The organism is Peribacillus sp. YIM B13477 (genome assembly GCF_042787955.1).
GTDB classification, from domain to species: Bacteria; Bacillota; Bacilli; order Bacillales; family DSM-1321; genus Peribacillus; species Peribacillus frigoritolerans.
The window spans coordinates 550,619-569,306 of sequence record NZ_JBHZPD010000001.1 but is presented as its reverse complement, the minus strand read 5'-3'; the positions used below and the strand labels follow the sequence as shown (position 1 = coordinate 569,306).

At 39.6% G+C, this 18,688-nt stretch carries 15 protein-coding genes, 1 other RNA gene, 1 pseudogene and 1 riboswitch; of the genes and pseudogenes, 2 read left to right on the top strand and 15 right to left on the bottom strand.

Annotation, left to right across the window (positions count from 1 at the left end):
- Positions 1 to 65 precede the first annotated feature (65 nt).
- Both ACFX4H_RS02845 and ACFX4H_RS02840 read right to left on the bottom strand, forming a co-directional pair.
- Entirely contained in the window at positions 66 to 596 is a 531-nt protein-coding gene (locus tag ACFX4H_RS02845; protein ID WP_063590730.1) for an isoprenylcysteine carboxyl methyltransferase family protein, read from the bottom strand.
- A complete protein-coding gene (locus tag ACFX4H_RS02840; RefSeq protein ID WP_377433801.1) occupies positions 596 to 1,684 on the bottom strand; it encodes a type III polyketide synthase in 1,089 nt (362 codons plus the stop codon). Before ACFX4H_RS02840 ends, ACFX4H_RS02845 begins: the two co-directional genes overlap by 1 nt.
- A 107-nt stretch (positions 1,685 to 1,791) precedes the next feature.
- On the opposite strand from ACFX4H_RS02840, the gene ACFX4H_RS02835 reads away from it, so the two are divergent.
- Positions 1,792 to 1,971 carry a hypothetical protein gene (locus ACFX4H_RS02835; protein ID WP_377433798.1) on the top strand — a complete coding sequence of 60 codons (180 nt, stop codon included), beginning with the start codon at positions 1,792 to 1,794 and terminating at the stop codon, positions 1,969 to 1,971.
- A 373-nt stretch (positions 1,972 to 2,344) separates the two neighbouring features.
- Here ACFX4H_RS02835 and ACFX4H_RS02830 read toward each other — a convergent pair whose 3' ends face one another.
- Positions 2,345 to 3,658, bottom strand: coding sequence for a nucleobase:cation symporter-2 family protein (locus ACFX4H_RS02830; protein ID WP_098186724.1), 1,314 nt, complete (start codon positions 3,656 to 3,658; stop codon positions 2,345 to 2,347).
- Entirely contained in the window at positions 3,651 to 4,250 is a 600-nt protein-coding gene (locus ACFX4H_RS02825; RefSeq protein WP_034311269.1) for a xanthine phosphoribosyltransferase, read from the bottom strand. Before ACFX4H_RS02825 ends, ACFX4H_RS02830 begins: the two co-directional genes overlap by 8 nt.
- A 161-nt stretch (positions 4,251 to 4,411) precedes the next feature.
- Positions 4,412 to 4,513: riboswitch (purine riboswitch) on the bottom strand.
- 555 nt (positions 4,514 to 5,068) lie between these two features.
- Between ACFX4H_RS02825 and ACFX4H_RS02820 the strand changes: the two are divergent.
- Positions 5,069 to 5,429: pseudogene (locus tag ACFX4H_RS02820) on the top strand (transposase); the annotation flags it as partial.
- A 172-nt stretch (positions 5,430 to 5,601) separates the two neighbouring features.
- Here the strand turns inward: ACFX4H_RS02820 and ACFX4H_RS02815 are convergent.
- From ACFX4H_RS02815 to ACFX4H_RS02765, 11 genes are all read right to left on the bottom strand, one after another.
- Entirely contained in the window at positions 5,602 to 7,113 is a 1,512-nt protein-coding gene (locus ACFX4H_RS02815; protein ID WP_377433795.1) for a carboxypeptidase M32, read from the bottom strand.
- A 131-nt stretch (positions 7,114 to 7,244) separates the two neighbouring features.
- Positions 7,245 to 9,158 (bottom strand): ATP-dependent DNA helicase, encoded by a 1,914-nt coding sequence (locus ACFX4H_RS02810; protein WP_377433793.1) that lies wholly within the window; start codon positions 9,156 to 9,158, stop codon positions 7,245 to 7,247.
- A 225-nt stretch (positions 9,159 to 9,383) separates the two neighbouring features.
- A complete protein-coding gene (locus ACFX4H_RS02805; RefSeq protein ID WP_034307871.1) occupies positions 9,384 to 9,584 on the bottom strand; it encodes a cold-shock protein in 201 nt (66 codons plus the stop codon).
- A 193-nt stretch (positions 9,585 to 9,777) separates the two neighbouring features.
- Positions 9,778 to 10,926, bottom strand: a complete 1,149-nt coding sequence (locus ACFX4H_RS02800; RefSeq protein WP_377433790.1) for a THUMP domain-containing class I SAM-dependent RNA methyltransferase — start codon at positions 10,924 to 10,926, stop codon at positions 9,778 to 9,780.
- A gap of 609 nt (positions 10,927 to 11,535) precedes the next feature.
- An RNA gene (gene rnpB, locus ACFX4H_RS02795) (RNase P RNA component class B) lies at positions 11,536 to 11,925 on the bottom strand.
- Positions 11,926 to 12,005: 80 nt separating this feature from the next.
- The gene (gene gpsB, locus ACFX4H_RS02790) at positions 12,006 to 12,317 is read right to left on the bottom strand and encodes a cell division regulator GpsB (RefSeq protein ID WP_034307876.1); all 312 of its coding nucleotides are present in this window, start codon (positions 12,315 to 12,317) and stop codon (positions 12,006 to 12,008) included.
- Between the two features lie 198 nt (positions 12,318 to 12,515).
- A complete protein-coding gene (locus ACFX4H_RS02785; protein WP_377433787.1) occupies positions 12,516 to 13,067 on the bottom strand; it encodes an SLOG family protein in 552 nt (183 codons plus the stop codon).
- Between the two features lie 66 nt (positions 13,068 to 13,133).
- The gene (locus ACFX4H_RS02780) at positions 13,134 to 13,655 is read right to left on the bottom strand and encodes a CotD family spore coat protein (RefSeq protein WP_377433785.1); all 522 of its coding nucleotides are present in this window, start codon (positions 13,653 to 13,655) and stop codon (positions 13,134 to 13,136) included.
- Between the two features lie 452 nt (positions 13,656 to 14,107).
- Positions 14,108 to 15,364 carry a ribonuclease H-like domain-containing protein gene (locus ACFX4H_RS02775; protein ID WP_377433782.1) on the bottom strand — a complete coding sequence of 419 codons (1,257 nt, stop codon included), beginning with the start codon at positions 15,362 to 15,364 and terminating at the stop codon, positions 14,108 to 14,110.
- A gap of 36 nt (positions 15,365 to 15,400) precedes the next feature.
- Positions 15,401 to 17,677 carry a DEAD/DEAH box helicase gene (locus tag ACFX4H_RS02770; protein ID WP_249597594.1) on the bottom strand — a complete coding sequence of 759 codons (2,277 nt, stop codon included), beginning with the start codon at positions 17,675 to 17,677 and terminating at the stop codon, positions 15,401 to 15,403.
- Between the two features lie 123 nt (positions 17,678 to 17,800).
- Complete coding sequence (locus ACFX4H_RS02765; protein WP_063590720.1) at positions 17,801 to 18,562, bottom strand: alpha/beta fold hydrolase; 762 nt, start codon at positions 18,560 to 18,562, stop codon at positions 17,801 to 17,803.
- Between the last annotated feature and the right edge of the window lie 126 nt (positions 18,563 to 18,688).

Below are 18,688 nucleotides of genomic sequence, written 5' to 3'. Positions count from 1 at the left end.
TTCATCTTCATTTAGAATCTTATCACGAACGATAATCATTTTCAATAAGTAATTAAATTTTTTTATTATTCTCCCTTAAAAACCGTAGAATATTCCGTGTTTTCCTTTAATGCCTTCTCTTCCAGTGGGATTCTTACCATCATCATCCAAACATTCAATAAACTAAAGATGATAGCAGTATAATATGCATTGAATAATAAGGAAATAACTAAAATCTCAGTTGCCACTATGATATAGTTCGGATGTTTGAAAAATTTATAAGGACCTTTAATGACTACCTCGGCATCAGGAACCACTATGATTTTTGTATTCCAATGTTTTCCCAATGAACGGATTACCCAAATCCTTCCTGACTGCGCAATTAGAAAAAGGGTCAGCCAAATCGGCCAAAGTCCAGATATATCCCTTTCAAGGGCGACCACTTCAATAATGAGAACAATAAAAAAACTAAGATGCATCAGAACCATCCATTTGTAATGGGACTCACCGTATTCTATTGCTCCTCCAGCTTTCAACTGTTTTTCATTTTGTTTGGCGATATATAATTCAACAAGGCGCTGTATAGCGATCAAGATAATGAAAATGGCGAAGATCATCACTTCCACCTCATTAACACAAGTTCAGATGAAAACCCAGGCCCCAATGCAGCAGCCAGGCCCACCTCACCTTTATTCCCGCCCCGCTGCATGAACCTCTCCAGAACGTACAAAATAGTTGCTGAGGACATATTGCCGAATTCACGCAATACGCTCATTGACTCTCCCGTCATGCTTTCATCGAACCCGAGGGCTTCGTGATAAGCATCAATTACTTTCTTGCCTCCAGGATGAGCGATGAAATCTTTTACATCGTTTAGATCGAATCCATTCTCCATTAAGAACTCTTGAACATTCGGTTTAAGCCAATCCTTGATGATTGTAGGGATATCTTTCGAAAAAATCACGTATAACCCTTGATCTTTAACATCCCACCCCATTACATCCAATGAATCCGGCATTAGTGTCGATTGCGAATCCAAAAATTGCAAATGTCTTGCTTTTTTTGAGAACTGTTCACTCGGCACTTCATCACCGCAAACCAAAACACAGCTTACTCCGTCGGAAAATAGGGAAGTCCCAATTAAATTGCTTTTGGAGATATCATTCCTTTGAAATGTCAGACTGCATAACTCCACGCTTAAAACAATGACCTTCGCAGTCGGGTATGCTTGGCAATATTCAAAAGCACGTGATAGGCCACTCGCTCCCCCTGCACAGCCAAGCCCCCAAATCGGAATCCTTTTAGCATGCGGGTTAAATGTAAGTTCATTCATTATCCTGGCATCAATGGTCGGGGTGGCAATCCCCGTGCTTGAGATAAAGAAGAAAGCATCTAGCTCGTTTGCCTGCAGTCCTTCTTTTAAAAATTCTGTGTTGGCTAAGCATTTTTCTATAGCTTCTTTCCCAAATTTGATTGCCTGCTGTATATATAAATCATTCCGATCGGCAAAAGAATGATCCTCTTTAAACCAATCGAGATCATTTGAAAAATATCGATTTTCCACTTGTCCATTCTTAAAGGCCTTTAGTAACCGTTCTATATTCTTAAATGATGCTCCAAATATTTCTCTCGAAAATTCCATGATTTTTTCTTGTGAAAGCAAATGTGGCAGCTTTACATGAGATCCAGATAATAAATACGGCATGATTCCACCCCTAAATATTCATGATATGGTTAATATACCCACCATGACACCAATTATGCTTTATAGCTAAATGGTGATATGTATGGGATGAGTAAAACGGTGAAATCATGTTTGAATCCTTTGCAGCAGAATTCGGCAGCATGCTTGCCGGTAATGTTACCGCCTCTTTAGCAGGAGACAAAGCATTGGTTGGTATTACACCCCCCCACGTCATTATGGGCAATGGCGATAAAATGGCGAGGTACCCTTCATATCACCTTAATAATCGAAATGTATACACGATATAATAAAACCCCCTTACCTATAATTTGGTAAGGGGGCGCTTTCAGTCATCTTTCTTTACTGAAGATTGATTTTGCACTTGTATAATGATGTTTTGAAACTCTTCTTTTCCACACACACTGCACCTATACTCCTGGCTTAGTATGGTCCGGCAATGAATACAATATTTTTTCTCCATCCCTATCACTACTTTCCTGAACATATACTATCAATATATTCAAAAAGTGAAGAGAGTTTCCTTTTATCTGACAAAACTCCAAATTCATTATCAATGATATGCTTCGGTCTAAATGAAAAAAATGCCCAAAATCCTCTTCACCTGAGGATTTTGGGCATGTAAACGGGTGAATCTATCAAGATTACAGAATCTATTTTTAATCAGGCTACATTTTGCCCTTCAATACGGGCTTCCTTCACTTTCCCTTTTGTAGGTATGATGTTAAAAACGATATTCAAGAATATGGCTGTCAAACTTCCGGCAACAATACCGTTTTCCGTTAAGATTTGAAAGCTTTCCGGAATTTGCGCAAATAGCTCAGGAACGACGGTCACCCCTAGTCCCATCCCTACTGAACAAGCGATGATCAATAAATTTTCTTGAGAAGCAAAATCAACTTTGCTCAACATCTTAATTCCAGCGGCAATGACCATCCCGAACATCGCCACCATTGCACCGCCAAGCACGGATGAAGGGATAATTGTCGTGAATGCACCGATTTTTGGAACAAAACCTATGAAAATAAGAATGCCAGCCGTTGTGAATATGACATTTCTTGTTTTAATGCCTGACAATTGAATCAAGCCGACATTTTGTGAAAAAGCTGTATACGGAAACGCATTGAACAAACCGCCAATCATGATGGCAAGTCCTTCAGAACGATATCCGCGAGCCAGATCGTCTTCTGAAATTTCTTTGTCTGTGATTTCACCAAGAGCATAATAAACACCAGTCGATTCCACCAAGCTGACGATCGCCACCAATGTCATTGTAATGATTGCCGTGACGTTGAATGTCGGGGTTCCAAAGTAGAAAAAATGAGGCATATGCAGCCAAGTCGCACTGACAACCGAGCTAAAGTCCACTTTCCCAAGGAAGAAAGCTGCAAATGTTCCTACTAACAGCCCCAATAATATAGAGATGGAGCGTACAAATCCTGATGAGAATTTATACATGAATATAATGAATAACAAAGTTCCGAACCCAAGAGCTACATTATTCAAGTCTCCGAAATCAGCAGCTCCTTGGCCTCCACCAAGATTGTTGATGGCAACAGGAATGAGGGTAATGCCAATAATCAAAACGACCGATCCAGTGACAATGGGCGGGAAGAACCTTGCCAGTTTTCCGAAAAACTTACTAATGATAATGACGATCAATCCCGACGCCAAAATAGATCCATAAATGGAGTTGATTCCATATTGCGTACCAATTGCAATCATCGGGCTAACTGCAGTAAATGTACAGCCCAGGACGACCGGAAGCCCAATTCCAAAGAATTTATTTTTCCATACTTGCAATAAAGTTGCTATCCCGCACATCAAAATGTCTATCGAAACTAAATAAGTTAACTGTGCTGCAGTCAATTCCAGCGCCCCACCGACTATCAATGGAATGACGACTGCACCGGCATACATGGCTAGAACATGTTGTAATCCTAATGAAGCAACTTTTAATGGTGATTGATTAGACATTGACGGCTTCTCCTTCCTTTTCCTCAGCAAACGTTATCTCACCGAATTTCAACTCAGCAATCCGTGCAAGTGATTCCACTTGAAAACCTTGTTCCCTAAGATCCTTACCACCGCTTTGGAATGCTTTTTCAATCACGATGCCGATTCCGGCCACTTCTGCTCCAACCTGCTTACAGATTTCCACCAACCCCCGTGCTGCCTGTCCGACAGCAAGGAAGTCATCGATGATCAAAACCTTATCTCCGGCTTCAATATATTTATTGGAAACCGTAATGGTATTGGTTTCTTTTTTTGTAAAGGAATGAACGGACGCCGTTACTAAATCATTTGTTAAAGTAAGTGATTTACGTTTACGGGCAAAAATGAGCGGAACTTCCAATTCCAGCGCAGCCATCAAACCAGGTCCAATGCCAGAAGATTCAATTGTCAGCACTTTCGTTATTTCCTTTTGTTCGAAACGTTTTACGAATTCTTTACCAATTTCTTTCATTAACATAGGATCCATTTGATGATTTAAAAATGAATCTACTTTTAAAATATCTTCTGATAAAGCTTGACCCTCGGACAAAATTTTATCCTTTAAAAGTTGCATGAAGGTTCCTCCCAATCTTGGATGTTTATTGATCCATAAACTATGCAATTGTTTCCAGGCATATAAAAAAGCCCAAGAAACATCGCTGCACTTTTTTTGAGTGAAGCAATACTTCTTGGGCATGAATGAAAAATGAATCAGCAAAAGCCTTCATTATGCAACAAGATCTATTACTCACCCATAGTCGAATTATTTACGGTAATCCGGTAGAAACTTGCAGGCCATATCCCTGCTATTATACGAGTGAAACTTTATATTTTATTAATATATGAATTATAACAACGCTGACTCTATTTGAAAAGTTATTTTTGTTAAAAACCGAACTTTCAATAAAAAAAATAAGCCATCATTCGTATTAATAGAAAATTGTGAAATCACTAAACCTAAATAGCATGGATTTACCTATAAAGAAAAAACATCGCTGCCACTTCAAATAACATTTTCTGGTATTTTACTCATACCCTTTTATGGTTTGTACAATTTGACCGTTGATTTCCTCTACAGGTACTCGCTTTCCGCGGGCGGTCCGCCCACGTCGCCTTTGCGCCTGCGGGGTCTCCCCTGACTCGCTTTTCTAAGCAGGAGTCTCGCATCTTCCGTTCAACTTTGTTTTAACTTTTAGAACCCTTTTTCCTATAAAGCATGATTCTATCCAGCGAAATCAACTGGAAATGATTACTTTATATCAACTAGTGCCAGCGAACCATTTGTTTCGTGAAATGGAGGCTGCCATTGACTTCTTTTTCACTTATGATTTGGTGAAAGATATGTATTAAGAGGTAGGACGCCAAATATTGATCCAGTCATATTAGTTAAACTGCCCTTTGGGTGAGATATTAATGTACTCCACAACATATAAAGAGGGCTATCGTGAGTACAAATCGCCAAAACACATCTGTTCAACATCCTAATCTTTATCACAGTGTACAAAAGAATATCAAAAAGTGGTGACACGGCCTATCTGGCAAACATATGTGGAGGAGGCGTATCATCTGCGTCATCATTTAGATGTAAAAACTATATATGCGAAACGTAAAGAAACGATTGAGCGTGTATTCGGGAGATGCAAAAGAATGGTACGCAGTGGACTACTTTAAGGGGACATAAAAATTGTCGATATCAGGCGATGCTTACTTTTTTCGCTGGATTACTTTAAAAAAGATGGCCAATTGGACATAGCAAGGTCCAAAAATGGCCTAACCTAGTGGGCTTGTAGAGCCCCAATCGCTTAATTTCAGGCGGAAATTTAAAGGGAATTTCCAAAAGGGGTTCGGAATTTTTAATTCCGAACCCCTTTTGTCTACAAACTGAGAAGACCTTTACACTTAATGCAAGTCCTTCTTCCTTTGGTTCATTTGATTTTATAAACTTCTTTATATTTATCTTCAAGATACTTTATTAAATACTGAACATTCAGGCCTTCCCCTGTCGTTTCTTTCAAAATCTCCAAAGGTTTTTTTGATTTTCCATATTTATGTATCTTTTCATTAAGCCATTCCCTGATTGGCGCAATATCCCCCGCTTCCAACAGTCCATCAAAATCAGGCAAATCTTTAAGCATCGCTTGCTTGATTTGGGCTGCATACATATAGCCCAATGCATAAGAAGGGAAATAACCAAAGCTGCCATCTGCCCAGTGTACATCTTGCAACACGCCCATGGCATCATTTTCAGGGACAATTCCCAAATAATCCTTATATTTTTCATTCCAGACTTCCGGTAAATCCTTCACTTCAAGTTCTCCATTAAAAAGAGCCTTTTCCAGTTCATACCGAATCATTATATGTAGAGGATACGTCAGTTCATCTGCTTCAATACGGATGAACGATGGTTTCGATTCGTTAATGCCCCGGTAAAATTCATCCAGTGTCACGTCATTGAATTGTTCGGGGGCATATTCTTTTAATAAGGAGAATTTATTTTTCCAGAAGCTATGGTTCCGTCCAATGAAGTTTTCGAAAAATAAAGATTGTGATTCATGGATCCCCATGGATGTCCCGGAATCAAGTAGTGTTCCGGTTAACTCATTGGCGATATTCTGTTCATAAATGGCATGTCCACATTCATGAATGGTACCAAAGATTGCCCCCCTAAAATCATTTTCATCGTATCGGGTCGTCACCCGGACATCTCCCCTATTTATTCTAATTTCGAAAGGGTGAACCGTTTCATCCAGCCTGCCAGCCTTGAAATCGTATCCTAGCTGTTTTAGAATTTCCAAATTGAGTTGATGCTGTTTTTCTTTTGGAAATTCTTTATAAAGGCACCCTGTTTCAGGTCTATGTTCGCTTGTTGCAATCTGTTTTACCAAAGGAACGATCCTCGACCGAAGCTCACTGAATACGCTGTCAAGTACATCTACAGTCATGCCTGGTTCATACATATCCAAAAGGGTATTATATTTCGTCCCTTCATATCCCCAGTATTCTACAAACCTACGGGTATACGCTACAATTTGCTCCAGATAAGGTTGAAATAAAGAAAAATCAGCTTTTTCCCTTGCCTCTTCCCATGCACTTTCAGAACGCGATTGTAAAATGACGAATTCCTTATATTCGTTTGCAGGAATTTTCTTATTCCTTTCAAAATCTTTCTTACACTCTTGCACCATTTTATTAGTCGTTTCACTAAGAGGCTCCATCGAAAGTTCTGCAATGAAGGATTCCATTTCTTTACTTGTGCTCATATTAAACACTTCGGAGGAAAGCACCCCGATAACTTCGGAACGCTGCTCAACTCCCTTTTTCGGTGCACCTGTACGCAAATCCCAAAAAATTAACGCGAGTGCTTCATTATACGCCGAGATTTTCTTTACATATTCTTTAAACTCTTTTTCTATCAGATCGATACCCTTTTTATTCATGATCACTGCTCCTTCCAACTACACTTTACCATATTATACAAAAATCATTCCTATCAGAACCACTCCGATTAAATAATTAAAATAAAAAAAGAACCAAGGGGCACCTTGGCTCTTTTTTGGATAGACTTGAGTTAAAGCTTAACAGGAAGAATGGATACAATCTTCTCTTTCACCTGCTCCGAAAGATCCTTATCAATCAAAATCTGGACTGTCCCCGAATCATTGCTCGTCCTGATCAAACGCCCTATTCCCTGGCGCAAGCGAAGGAGCATGTATGGAAGGTCCACTTCTTCAAATGCGTCGGAAACCGAGTTGCGTTTAGCCTCGAAAACTGGATCGCGCGGCGGGAATGGCAGGGAGTGTATCACAACATTTTGTAATGAAGGCCCTGGAACATCAAGTCCTTCCCATAAATGATAGGAGAAAAGAACAGATTGCTCATCCTCTTGGAACTTCTTAACCAGCTCGCTGATTTCCGCTTCCCCTTCAAAATAAAATGGATACGAAGACATTGGGCAATTTTCCTTGAACCAATGCAATTCTTCTTTTGACTGGAACAACACGAGTGTTCGACCTTCATTTTCCTCAATTGTCTTCATCGTAAATTGAAGTTTAGCCAATTGATCTCCATTTTCGAAGGAAGGCATGTTCATTTTCATGACTTCATCGTAATCAAACGGTGATTCAACGGAAAAGCTGTCATACTTTTCTATCCCTAAACTATCTGCAATGTATTGAAAGGATTTATTATCCGATAATGTTGCCGATGAAAAAATGTAAGGGATTTTTTTAGAGAATACCTGTTCAGACAAAATATCCTGTACGAGCCTTGGCATGATGACCAATGTTTTGGTCATTTCATTTTCTTCAAACCAGGAAACGGCCTGTTCATCCTTTACAAATAGAGAAAGGGAGTAGCCCAGCTGCTCTAAATATTCTTCCGTCACTTTTAAATCATAATCATTGATCGTGTACATTTCCGCTTCAAAAACTAGGTTCTCCTCTAACTCCTCAACCTTTTTGTGAAGCTTATGGGCAAAGCTTGTAATTTCTTTGGACATTGGGATTTCATAACGATTAGATCCGCTGACATGTATCGCTTTTTCATCCAACAAATCAAAAAATTCTTCATTGATATCAATTAAATCCTCAATGATGTATAAGGTTTCTTCACGAACCTGATTGGCTGTAAGCAATTCCAAAACCGAGGCAAGGGTTTGTTCCCCAACTTTATAAGTTAAAGCCTTTTGAGCAGCAAATTCCAATAAGTGGCCTTCATCAAAGACAACGCAGCTATGATCTGGCAGCAATGGCAACTGTCCTTCACGCTTACGCTTTTCCTTGGTCCATACATGCTCCATGAAGAAATCATGTGAACAAATGATCAAATCACTTGATTTTCGATAGTGGTCCCGTGATAGGGTTTGCCCGCATCGATGGCGTTTATCACAAGTGAAACAGTTTTGGAGTTGATCCCAGCCAACTTTAGACCAGTCTTCATCATTTAAATATGGGTACTGTTTACGGTCCCCATATGCTGTATAGGCGTTCATGGATGAGTTATCATGGACAAACTTGGGAAGTTCATCATATAGCTGATCTATTCCCTCTGAATCTTCATGATTCACAGCGTAATCCAACTTCTTTAGACATACATATTGATCGTGATATTTGGCAAGCCGAACATCCACTTCAATACCTAAAGCATTCTTGATTTTTTGGATGTCGCCTTCCTCTTTGACAAGCTGTTCAATCAACGTTTCATCTGCACACGAAATAATGGCCGGTTTATTCGTATATCTCGCATAACAAATCGCATATAGTAAATAGACCAATGTCTTACCGGTCCCTACCCCTGCTTCAGCAAAACTTACATTCTTTTCCTTAAAGGCTTTTTCTAATTGAAATGCCATGAAGATTTGTTCGTCACGCAGCTCAAATCCTTTTTCGGGAAGAATATCGTAAAAGACATCACCGATCCATTCTGAAAGCTTATCGTAAAAAGAATCTTCCTTTGTTACCGAAAAAGGCAGTGTTTTAAGCATTCTGGTCTCCCCTTTTATCTATCATCAGTATATAGAATCCGAATCATTAAAATCTTAGGCAAAAGTATATTATCCTTTATTTCACATTGATAGTCAAGATATTTACCAACCATTAGAAAATGAAACGTATTATGTTTTTTCTATGTATGCTGCCTGGTTGTCCCATTCGTAAAATAAAAGACAGGCTCCAAAAGAGAGCCTGTCTGTAAATAATATAGGGTTGAATTAAGCTTTGTTTACGTTTGATGCTTGTGGTCCACGTTGACCTTGTTCTACATCAAATGTAACGTCTTGGCCTTCTTCAAGAGTTTTGAAACCTTCGCCTTGGATAGCTGAGAAATGTACGAATACATCGTCTCCACCTTCACGTTCGATGAATCCAAAACCTTTTTCTGCGTTAAACCATTTTACTTTACCTTGTTCCATTTTTGTTGCCTCCTAGTGTGTTCTCCACACATTATATTACTATCCTTGTTCAAAAGAATATTAAGGTATTCCTTAAATCTGAACAAAAATAATTCATTATTAGAATAACAGAAAAGGAAATGATAAGCAAGACTGGAACCTATTATGAATAAATCGTCCTGACAAGCAAAATCCTCCGTTATATTCTACCTACTTATTCACCTTGAGGCTGTCTTGGCGGCCTTTTCCCCCAATATTGATAAAGGTCAGCACGGATGAAACCATTGAACAATTTCCTTTTTTTCGTTGCAGGCTTACCATAATGCTGTTCGAAGTCAGGGTTGGAGGTAATCATGTATACTGACCAAGTATCAAGCTTCTTGAAGGCTTGGCCCATTTCCCTATACATCTGCTCAACCGCTTTTTTCTCGCCAAGACGTTCTCCATAAGGCGGGTTCCCGACAATGACACCATACTCTTTCCTGGTTGAGATATCCCTCACCTGCATTTGTTTGAATTCAATCAGATCACCAAGACCGGCTTCAAAACTATTAGCTTTAGCTATATCGACCATTCGATGGTCAATATCACAGCCGGTTATGTCCAAGTACTGATCATAATCCGCTAAATCTTCAGCCTCGTTCCGTGCTTCATCCCAAACCTTGCTGTCCATCCATGACCAAGTTTCAGATACGAATTCCCTATTAAACCCAGGTGCTATGTTCTGACCAATTAAGGCCGCCTCGATGGGAATCGTTCCAGATCCACAAAATGGATCTATGAAAGGTTTATCCGCTTTCCAATTGGTCAGCATGATTAACGCAGCCGCCAATGTTTCTTTAAGAGGTGCCTCCCCCTGCCCGGTTCGATATCCCCGTTTATGCAGACCTGCACCTGAAGTGTCTATGGTAAGTGTCACAACATCTTTTAAAATAGATACTTCAATTTTAAACAAAGGACCAGTCTCGGCAAACCAAGACACTTGCTTGTATTTACTTTTCAATCTATCAACAATTGCCTTTTTGACAATTGCCTGACAATCAGGGACACTGTATAGCTTTGACTTAACGGATTTTCCACTCACGGGGAACTCGACATCGGCCGATAAGTAATCCTCCCAATTCAATGCCTTTGTTTTTTCAAACAACTCATCAAATGAATATGCTTTAAATTCCGCGACTTTAATTTTTACCCTATCGGCAGTGCGCAGCCATAAATTAGAGCGGGCAATGGCGGATTGATCCCCTTTATACGTTATTTTACCATTTTCGACTTGACAATCGTAACCAAGATCCCGAACCTCCTTGGCAACAATTGATTCCAATCCCATTGCTGATGTTGCGATAATATCGAATTGTTTCATTAATTCTGCACCTTCTTTCCATTAATCCAAATCAATGGCACCTTTTCGCGAATTTCTTCATTTATGTATTTTTAGAAGCAGGCATTGATTTTTTACATAAACCTTATTTAAAAGGTCCACTACCATTTATCTTGTCGTTAGAATTCTTCATTCGGCCTAGCTTCTATCATGATCATATAGCGGGAACGTCTATGGATTACCGTGAAATAAAAGCTTTACTCTATTATCACTGCACCTTAAGACACTCGCTGCAATTATATGATTGAAATCATCCAAACCAATTATGTATGGTCCCCATCCATTATCCGCCTTCAGCTAACAGAAGAGTTAAGGAACCTTTATAAATAGGATACCCAGAATCAAGGAAATGCTTAACATTCCAACACTATTTTTAACAACGTTTCCGAAGACTTCATTCATGCCTTTTCTTTACGCTGTACACTTTTCGAATGGTATGAAAAACTTGCCAAGTTCTAAGTTTAACACAGCGGAGTTTCAGAAAACGAAAAATAAAAGGAAATGCCCAATCTTTTTATATTAGGGCAATCTCCATAAACAAAAACTCTCCTTTTAAAAGGAGAGTTGTGCTTTTGGTGTAATATGATAACGTTTTGTAAGCCATGTTTTGTTCCTCAGTACTGCAAGCGACTCGCGTCTCGTACTTCGGCGGTAATCATCTATCTACAGAAGCATGTGCTCCTGTCCTTCTCCTCGTTCATTTCCAAGGAAGAAAGCGCCCCTACCATTAATTTGGGTTTCTCGCTCGTGGGGTTTACCTCGTTCCACCCTTTACATTTCTGTAAAGGCTACGTCACTGTGGCACTTTTATAGGTATTCATGCCATATCCAAAAGGACTTAGGCATTTTCCCAGCCGTCAGCAATCCAAGATTGCTGCCCAAGCTTATTTTTTCGCCAGGCACGAACACTACGGACATCGCAGTCCGTGCGAGCATGGACTTTCCTCTACTGCATAAATGCAGCAGCAATTACCCAAACGTTAACATAACATAATTGATTATACTCCATTATTCACGAAAACACAATACCACAATAATTTTTACTTTTACAATGCAAAACCTCAATCAAAAAGCTTGTTACCAAAAACGTGCTTTTCCAAGTTGGATAACCGTTTAAGGATGTCAAAGTTAGTGGTTCCCGGGGTAGCACTTGGAGCAGGTTGATTTGGACGTTTTGTACTCTCGTCGGCTTGTTTTTTCAATTTAAGATTTTCTTGTTTAAGATCTTCAATTTCCTGATGGAACACTTCATAATCTTTAATGATCAGATCCAGGAATTGATCCACATCTTCAGGTTTATACCCGCGCATGGCTGTTTTAAAATCTTTTTCAAGAATATCTTTAGCCGTTAATTTTATCTTATCGGATAGCATAAGACTTCACCTCAATACTTTCGCCAATACAATCGACTTTTTATTATTTTTTCAAATCTGCTTGGGTTTGTCAACGAAACACCTTTTTGTATCTTACTGTTTCAGTGAACGGTATGTATTCCCAATAAAACTGTATCTAAATTTCATAATAATATGATTATGCTTTAGAAACAACTTTTAATCCATAATTATTTTCTCTCATTCTTCGGACCAGCTCGCTTCTTCCGCAGCCGATTGCAAATCATCAAAGTTTATCTGAAAGATGGGGTATGGCTGTGTTTCAGCTTTTTTCATCGCTTCAAAATAAGGATATCGGGCTGATCCTTCTTTTTCGGCTTCGAAAATGATGAGCATGGCATCGCTTTTATGGACCATATACCTATTTTTGATTTTAAGCTGTTCGGGCCCTTCATATGGTTTGTTGAAAATCGATTCAATAAAATCGGCACGGGCCAATATGGATCGGTAAAACTCTTGATTCGTTTCATTCCATGACTCTTCCTGTTTCAGGAAAGGAGTAAGCACACCTAATTTAAGCTGATGAAATTCTTCCTGTAATTCGAAAACCACTTCGGCACCCCATAATTCCGTACCCAACTGACCTGAGATGATCACCCATTCCAGCCCGTCTTCCACCAATGGCAGGATACGTTGTTTCATCGCTTTCTTTATATATTTTACGGCTTCATGGTCATTTTTAAATATCCCGAATTCAAAAGCTTTGTAGCCGGTCATATATAAAACCTTCATTGCATAGTCAATCTCCCTTTTAACATGATTATGTACGAAAACAAGGGCTTAATAAGCCCTTATTTTTTAGTATCCAAAATGCCTAGGCGGACAGCCTGGGTTATGCGGCGGCCTTCCACAGATCAAGTGTTGATTATAGCACTCGTTCACAACGGATTGAGTATGCGGGAAATAATGCTTAAACGTGTTCACATGTTTATTGACATTTGTAGTATGTGATGGATGAACGACAGGAATCACTGTGTTCGATACATTCGTATTGACATATTGCTGTGTTGGAGAGACTTGCGCTGGGGCAACTTGAGATGGAGATGTTTGTGCTGGACCATATTGCGCTGGAGACACAGCCGTTGGACTATAGGCTCCCATTACGTCAGACGCTCCCATTACGTTTGAATTTTTTTTACCGGTTGATGCGCCCATTACATTGTTTTGTGTGCCCATTACATTGTTGTGTGCGCCCATTACATTGCTGTGTGCGCCCATTACATTGTTGGATGCTCCCATTACATTGCTGTGTGCGCCCATTACATTGTTGGATGCTCCCATTACATGGGGTTTATTTCCTCCACAATTACGAAAATACATTTATAATACGTCCCCTTTCATCATGATAAGTTTAGTCTTACCATTACAGACTATGAAAAAAAGGGGATACGTGTACTGATGAAATGACCTAATTATACAGAATAAGTATAAAACGATGTATGGCTGTCGATAAGTACATTATTATATGAATGCTATCTCTTCAAATATAGAGGGTGATTTTCTACAAAAAGGAATAGAGACTGTCTTTTAATGAAGTAAATAAAACAATCGTTAAACAAAGGACAACAAAAAATAGAAATAAAGTCGTTTTATACATTTCTCCGCTCCGCTTTCACCTTAATTTTATTTGTTGTAAAGGTATGAAATGAACGCTTGGAATTTCACCCTCAACTCTTTCCATTTTACACACAATAGTTGAAGGCTACAATAATTGTATACATATTTTTTATTTTCATCCTTTTGCACTAAAAGACCATTCTCATTCCTTAATTTTATACAGAAATATCCTTTGAACCTTCTTTCTTTTTGAGCCGCCGAATCCTCTTTTCCAATTCCAATTGTTTTTTTTCCTGAGTGACCCCTTCTCTTACCATCTCTTGATGGGCGATTATTGAACATTTTAGAGCATGACCGACTTCCTTAAATTGATGTTCGTATAATTTTGCACATTCAATCTGTGCCTGTATCCTTATTTGCACATTCCCTTTTAAGGCAACTTCCTTCCAAATCTCTAAAGCTTCATTGAATTGTTTTAGCTTCTTTTTCTGGAAAGCTAAGGCATGACCAGCCATTATCCGATCTTCCTCACTTCCCGCTTCCAATATTTTTTGATATGTCTCAACTGACTCCTCTTTTTTCCCCAAATAATCGAGCCATCGTGCAATCTCCATGGACTCTTCCGTATATCCATCGATTTGGAGGATTTTTCGGGACAAATGAATATACAATGTGATCAGTGATAAGATATCCCATTCATTATGCTTCATGATCCCAAACAGAATTTCCGGATTCTTCCTCTCTACAAAATCAAAATAAATCATCGGCGCCAAATATCCAGGAATATCATCCTCTCTATGTACACCTAAAATATCTGTTTCGACCACAGATAATTTCACTCGCTCCAATTTGTTTCTCCAAAGGCGTCTTGAAGCATGATACAAATCGAAATGTCCGAACTCCGGTAGTTTTGGTACATGTTCTTTTATCAAGGTATGTCTTGTTTTTAGCTGAGGCCAATCAAAGGATTTACCATTATATGTGACAAGGGTTTCGTAATTGATGTTTTCCAGAAAGCTTTGATAAAGCGGGATTTCACTTCCTGGCTGCGGAAGGATATGTTGCTTCACGACAACTTCTTCACCTTCTAAATACGCATAGCCAAGTAAAAAAATGGTATTGCCTGCTCCGCCTCCAAGCCCTGTCGTTTCCGTATCGAAGAAAAACAGATCTTCACTTTTAACGCCCTTGGCGGAGAGTGGATGCTCCAATGAAGCTTGATTCCACTCTTTTACGACCTTTTTCAGCTCGGAAAATGCATATATGCCGTGTTTGTGATTTATAGGGTAGCGGACTTCCCTAATGAAACAATAGTCACCATCGAAATGAAAGGAAACGGTATCGTTCTCCAGCCACTTTTCAAAGTAAGGAATTTCTTCATTCTCTTTCTGGTCAATTACTTCTATAGGAGAAGTATGTTTCTCTAGGTTCATATGGGTTTTCATACGGTTTAGTTTATTTTTTAAAGACATGAAATTACACCTCTTTTCACGGATCCCTGTAATCTATTAATGTTTTTGCTTACAAAATTGACCTAATAATTGTTTGGCATCACTCTTGGCTGTTTTCGTTGCGGATTCCGTTCCAATACAGGAAGGACAGCCGCTTTCACAAGTGCAATTCTCGATCATTGATATTGTTTCCATCAGGATGACTTCAGAGTTTTCATATACTTTATCACTTAACCCTATGCCACCCGGATAACTATCATAGATGAAAATGGTCGGTTTTTCATTATGCGCTGCCTTAACCTGCGGATACACATGGATATCATGCGGATCGCACATAACATATAGCGGAATCATGTAATTCAGTGCATGGGAGGCTCCTATCATTCCTTGTTCTATTCGATTTTCGTCCCAATTGAATATATCAGAATCCATGGAAAGCATGGCCGAACTCGTATGCAGCTCCATCTCCGGAAGACTGATTGGTCCTGAACCAATATTCTCATGAGTTTCGAATTTGATTTTCTTGAAGATCGTAGGCATTGCCCGGATTGCGACATCACCAAAAGCAGCTGCTGTGGAAGCGAAAGTTCGCTGTTTATCGACTTCCAATACAGACAACTGGACAGCAAGGTTAGCATCCGTATAATAGTCCACATTGACTTCTCGTACATAAGCTTTCTTTTCATCCCAATCAAGTTCTTCCACTTGAAATTGAATTCCCTGGTGCAAATAAATGGCTTCATCGTGGAGAAGGGTCATTGCACTGAACGTATCCATTTCCCCGATGACCCGATTAACCGGTGCATTCGTTTGGTCGATGATCACGACATTTTCCTGTGCCGCTGAACGTAGGCTGATATTGCTTGCAGGAAAAGCATCATTCATCCAATGCCATTTGTCCCCATTCAAGTGTAAGACCCTTTCTTCTGTAAGGAATTCAAGAACGTCCATAATCTCTGTTTTCCCAAATGTATCGCCTTTTTTAAATGGCAGCTCATATGCTGCACATTTCACATGATCAACCAGGATCAAAAGATTATCCGGATTGATTCTTGCCGTTTCTGGATTTCTGGTAAAGAAATAATCGGGATGCTGTACGATATATTGATCAAGGGCACTGGAACTGCCAACCATGATGATCAATGCTTCACCATGTCTTCTTCCTGCCCGTCCCGCCTGTTGCCAGGCACTCGATATGGATCCAGGGTAACCAGTCATTATGCAAACCTGAAGCTGGCCGATATCGACACCCAACTCTAGTGCATTTGTGGATACCACTCCATAAATGGAACCATCCCTAAGGCCTTGTTCAATTTCCCTACGCTGTGTTGGCAGATATCCGCCGCGATAGCCCCTGATTGATTTTGGCCCCAATTGCTTTGACACAAGTTCCTGTAAATATGTCAATAGAATTTCCACACGAACCCTGCTTCGGGCAAAAACGATGGTTTGAATTTTATTTTTCAAAAATTCATTTGCCAGCTTCCTGACTTCCAAAACCGCACTCCTGCGTATGTTCAGCGGTTTATTGACTATTGGGGGATTGTAAAACACAAAATGCTTTTTCCCACTCGGGGCTCCGTTATTATCGATAAGGACCATTTGTTTTTCCGTAAGCTCTTCTGCCAACTCTTTTGGGTTATTGATCGTAGCGGAAGTACAGATGAATACAGGGTCGCTTCCATAAAAATTGCAAATCCTCTTTAACCTTCTAATGACGTTGGCTGTATGACTTCCGAAAACGCCGCGGTAAATATGAAGTTCATCGATGACCACATACTTCAAGTTTTCAAATAAAGAGACCCATTTCGTATGATGGGGCAGGATTCCTGAATGGAGCATATCAGGATTGGTGATCACGATATGTCCGGCCTGGCGGATTTTTTGCCTGATATTTGAAGGTGTGTCCCCGTCGTATGTATAACTATTTATTTCAGCATCCATTTCATGGATCATTTCATTCAATTCGCTTTTTTGATCATAGCTCAGTGCTTTTGTCGGAAAAATATAAAGCGCCCGGGTTTTTTCATCTTCCAGTATTTTTTGAAGCACCGGCAAGTTATAGCATAATGTTTTACCAGAAGCTGTGGGGGTGACCGCTACAAGGCTATTGCCGCTGACAGCAGTATCAAATGCAGTTGCCTGATGGGTATACAACCCATTAATCCCCCGTATTTCAAGAGCATGCTTGATCTTATCATTCATTGCTTCGGGAAAGGGAACATGTTTTGCCTCTTTTGCTTCAATGACTTGCCAATGTACTATATTTTCTTTAAAATCTTCATTTGTTTTTAGATCCTTTATGACTTCCAGTAAATTTTTTCGCAGTTTCATTTAACCACCTCATCCTCCTATTCTACCGAATGAACGTTCTATGCAAAAGGGAAACTATTTCCTATTCAAAAAAAAAAGCTGGAAACGTCAACATCTCGTTTCCAGCCCGGTCATTTTTTTCACTTAATTCTTCTCGACAAAGCGAATGATTTCTTCAATTAGTCTGCCTGGAGCTTCCAACATTCCCATATGGCCGCTGCCCTTAAGTATTACTTCATTGATATGGCTCCCTTTTACAGAAAAGGTTTTTTCAACGGGAATCACCTTATCCTTTTCACCTGCAACCAAAAGGACAGGCAACTTCGTATCTTTGAGAACATGATTTCTGTCCATTCTGTTCCTCATGGCATGTAAAGACCCTATCGCACCAATTTCACTTGTTTTATATCCGATTTCCTTTGTATGTTCAATATTGGGATCATCGGAATGAGCGAAAAGCTTTGGTATAAGTCCGTCAATGAAAGCAGGGATACCCTCACTTTCGATTTTCTCGACTGATTTTAAGCGCCCTGCCTTTCCAGTCTCATCATCCGGGAAAGCGGTGGAATGCACCAATGAAAAACCAGACAATTTCCCAGGAAACCTTTCTGCGAATGCCAAGGTGATATATCCCCCAAGCGAATGACCAAACATATATACCTGTCCGATTTCCAGTTCTTCCAAAAATGACGCAATATCAGCAGCCATATCTTCAATCGAGAATGACTCCCCTATTTCCTCACTTGCACCATGTCCCCGTAAATCAACGGCAATAACCCGGTATTCTTCCTTTAATCCAGCAATGATGTCACTCCAATATTCATGGCTTCCGCAAAATCCATGGATAAACAACAATGTCTCCTTTCCTTTCCCGGCATCTATGTAGGAAAGCTTGCTATCTGTCATATTAATCCCTCATTTCCTTTATTAATCATTCAGTACCGTTATTCCCTATGGACCTGAATCTGAAACCCAACAGTCCATTCACATTTCTTCATTCCTCACATAGCTTATAGGCAAAGGAATTTTTTA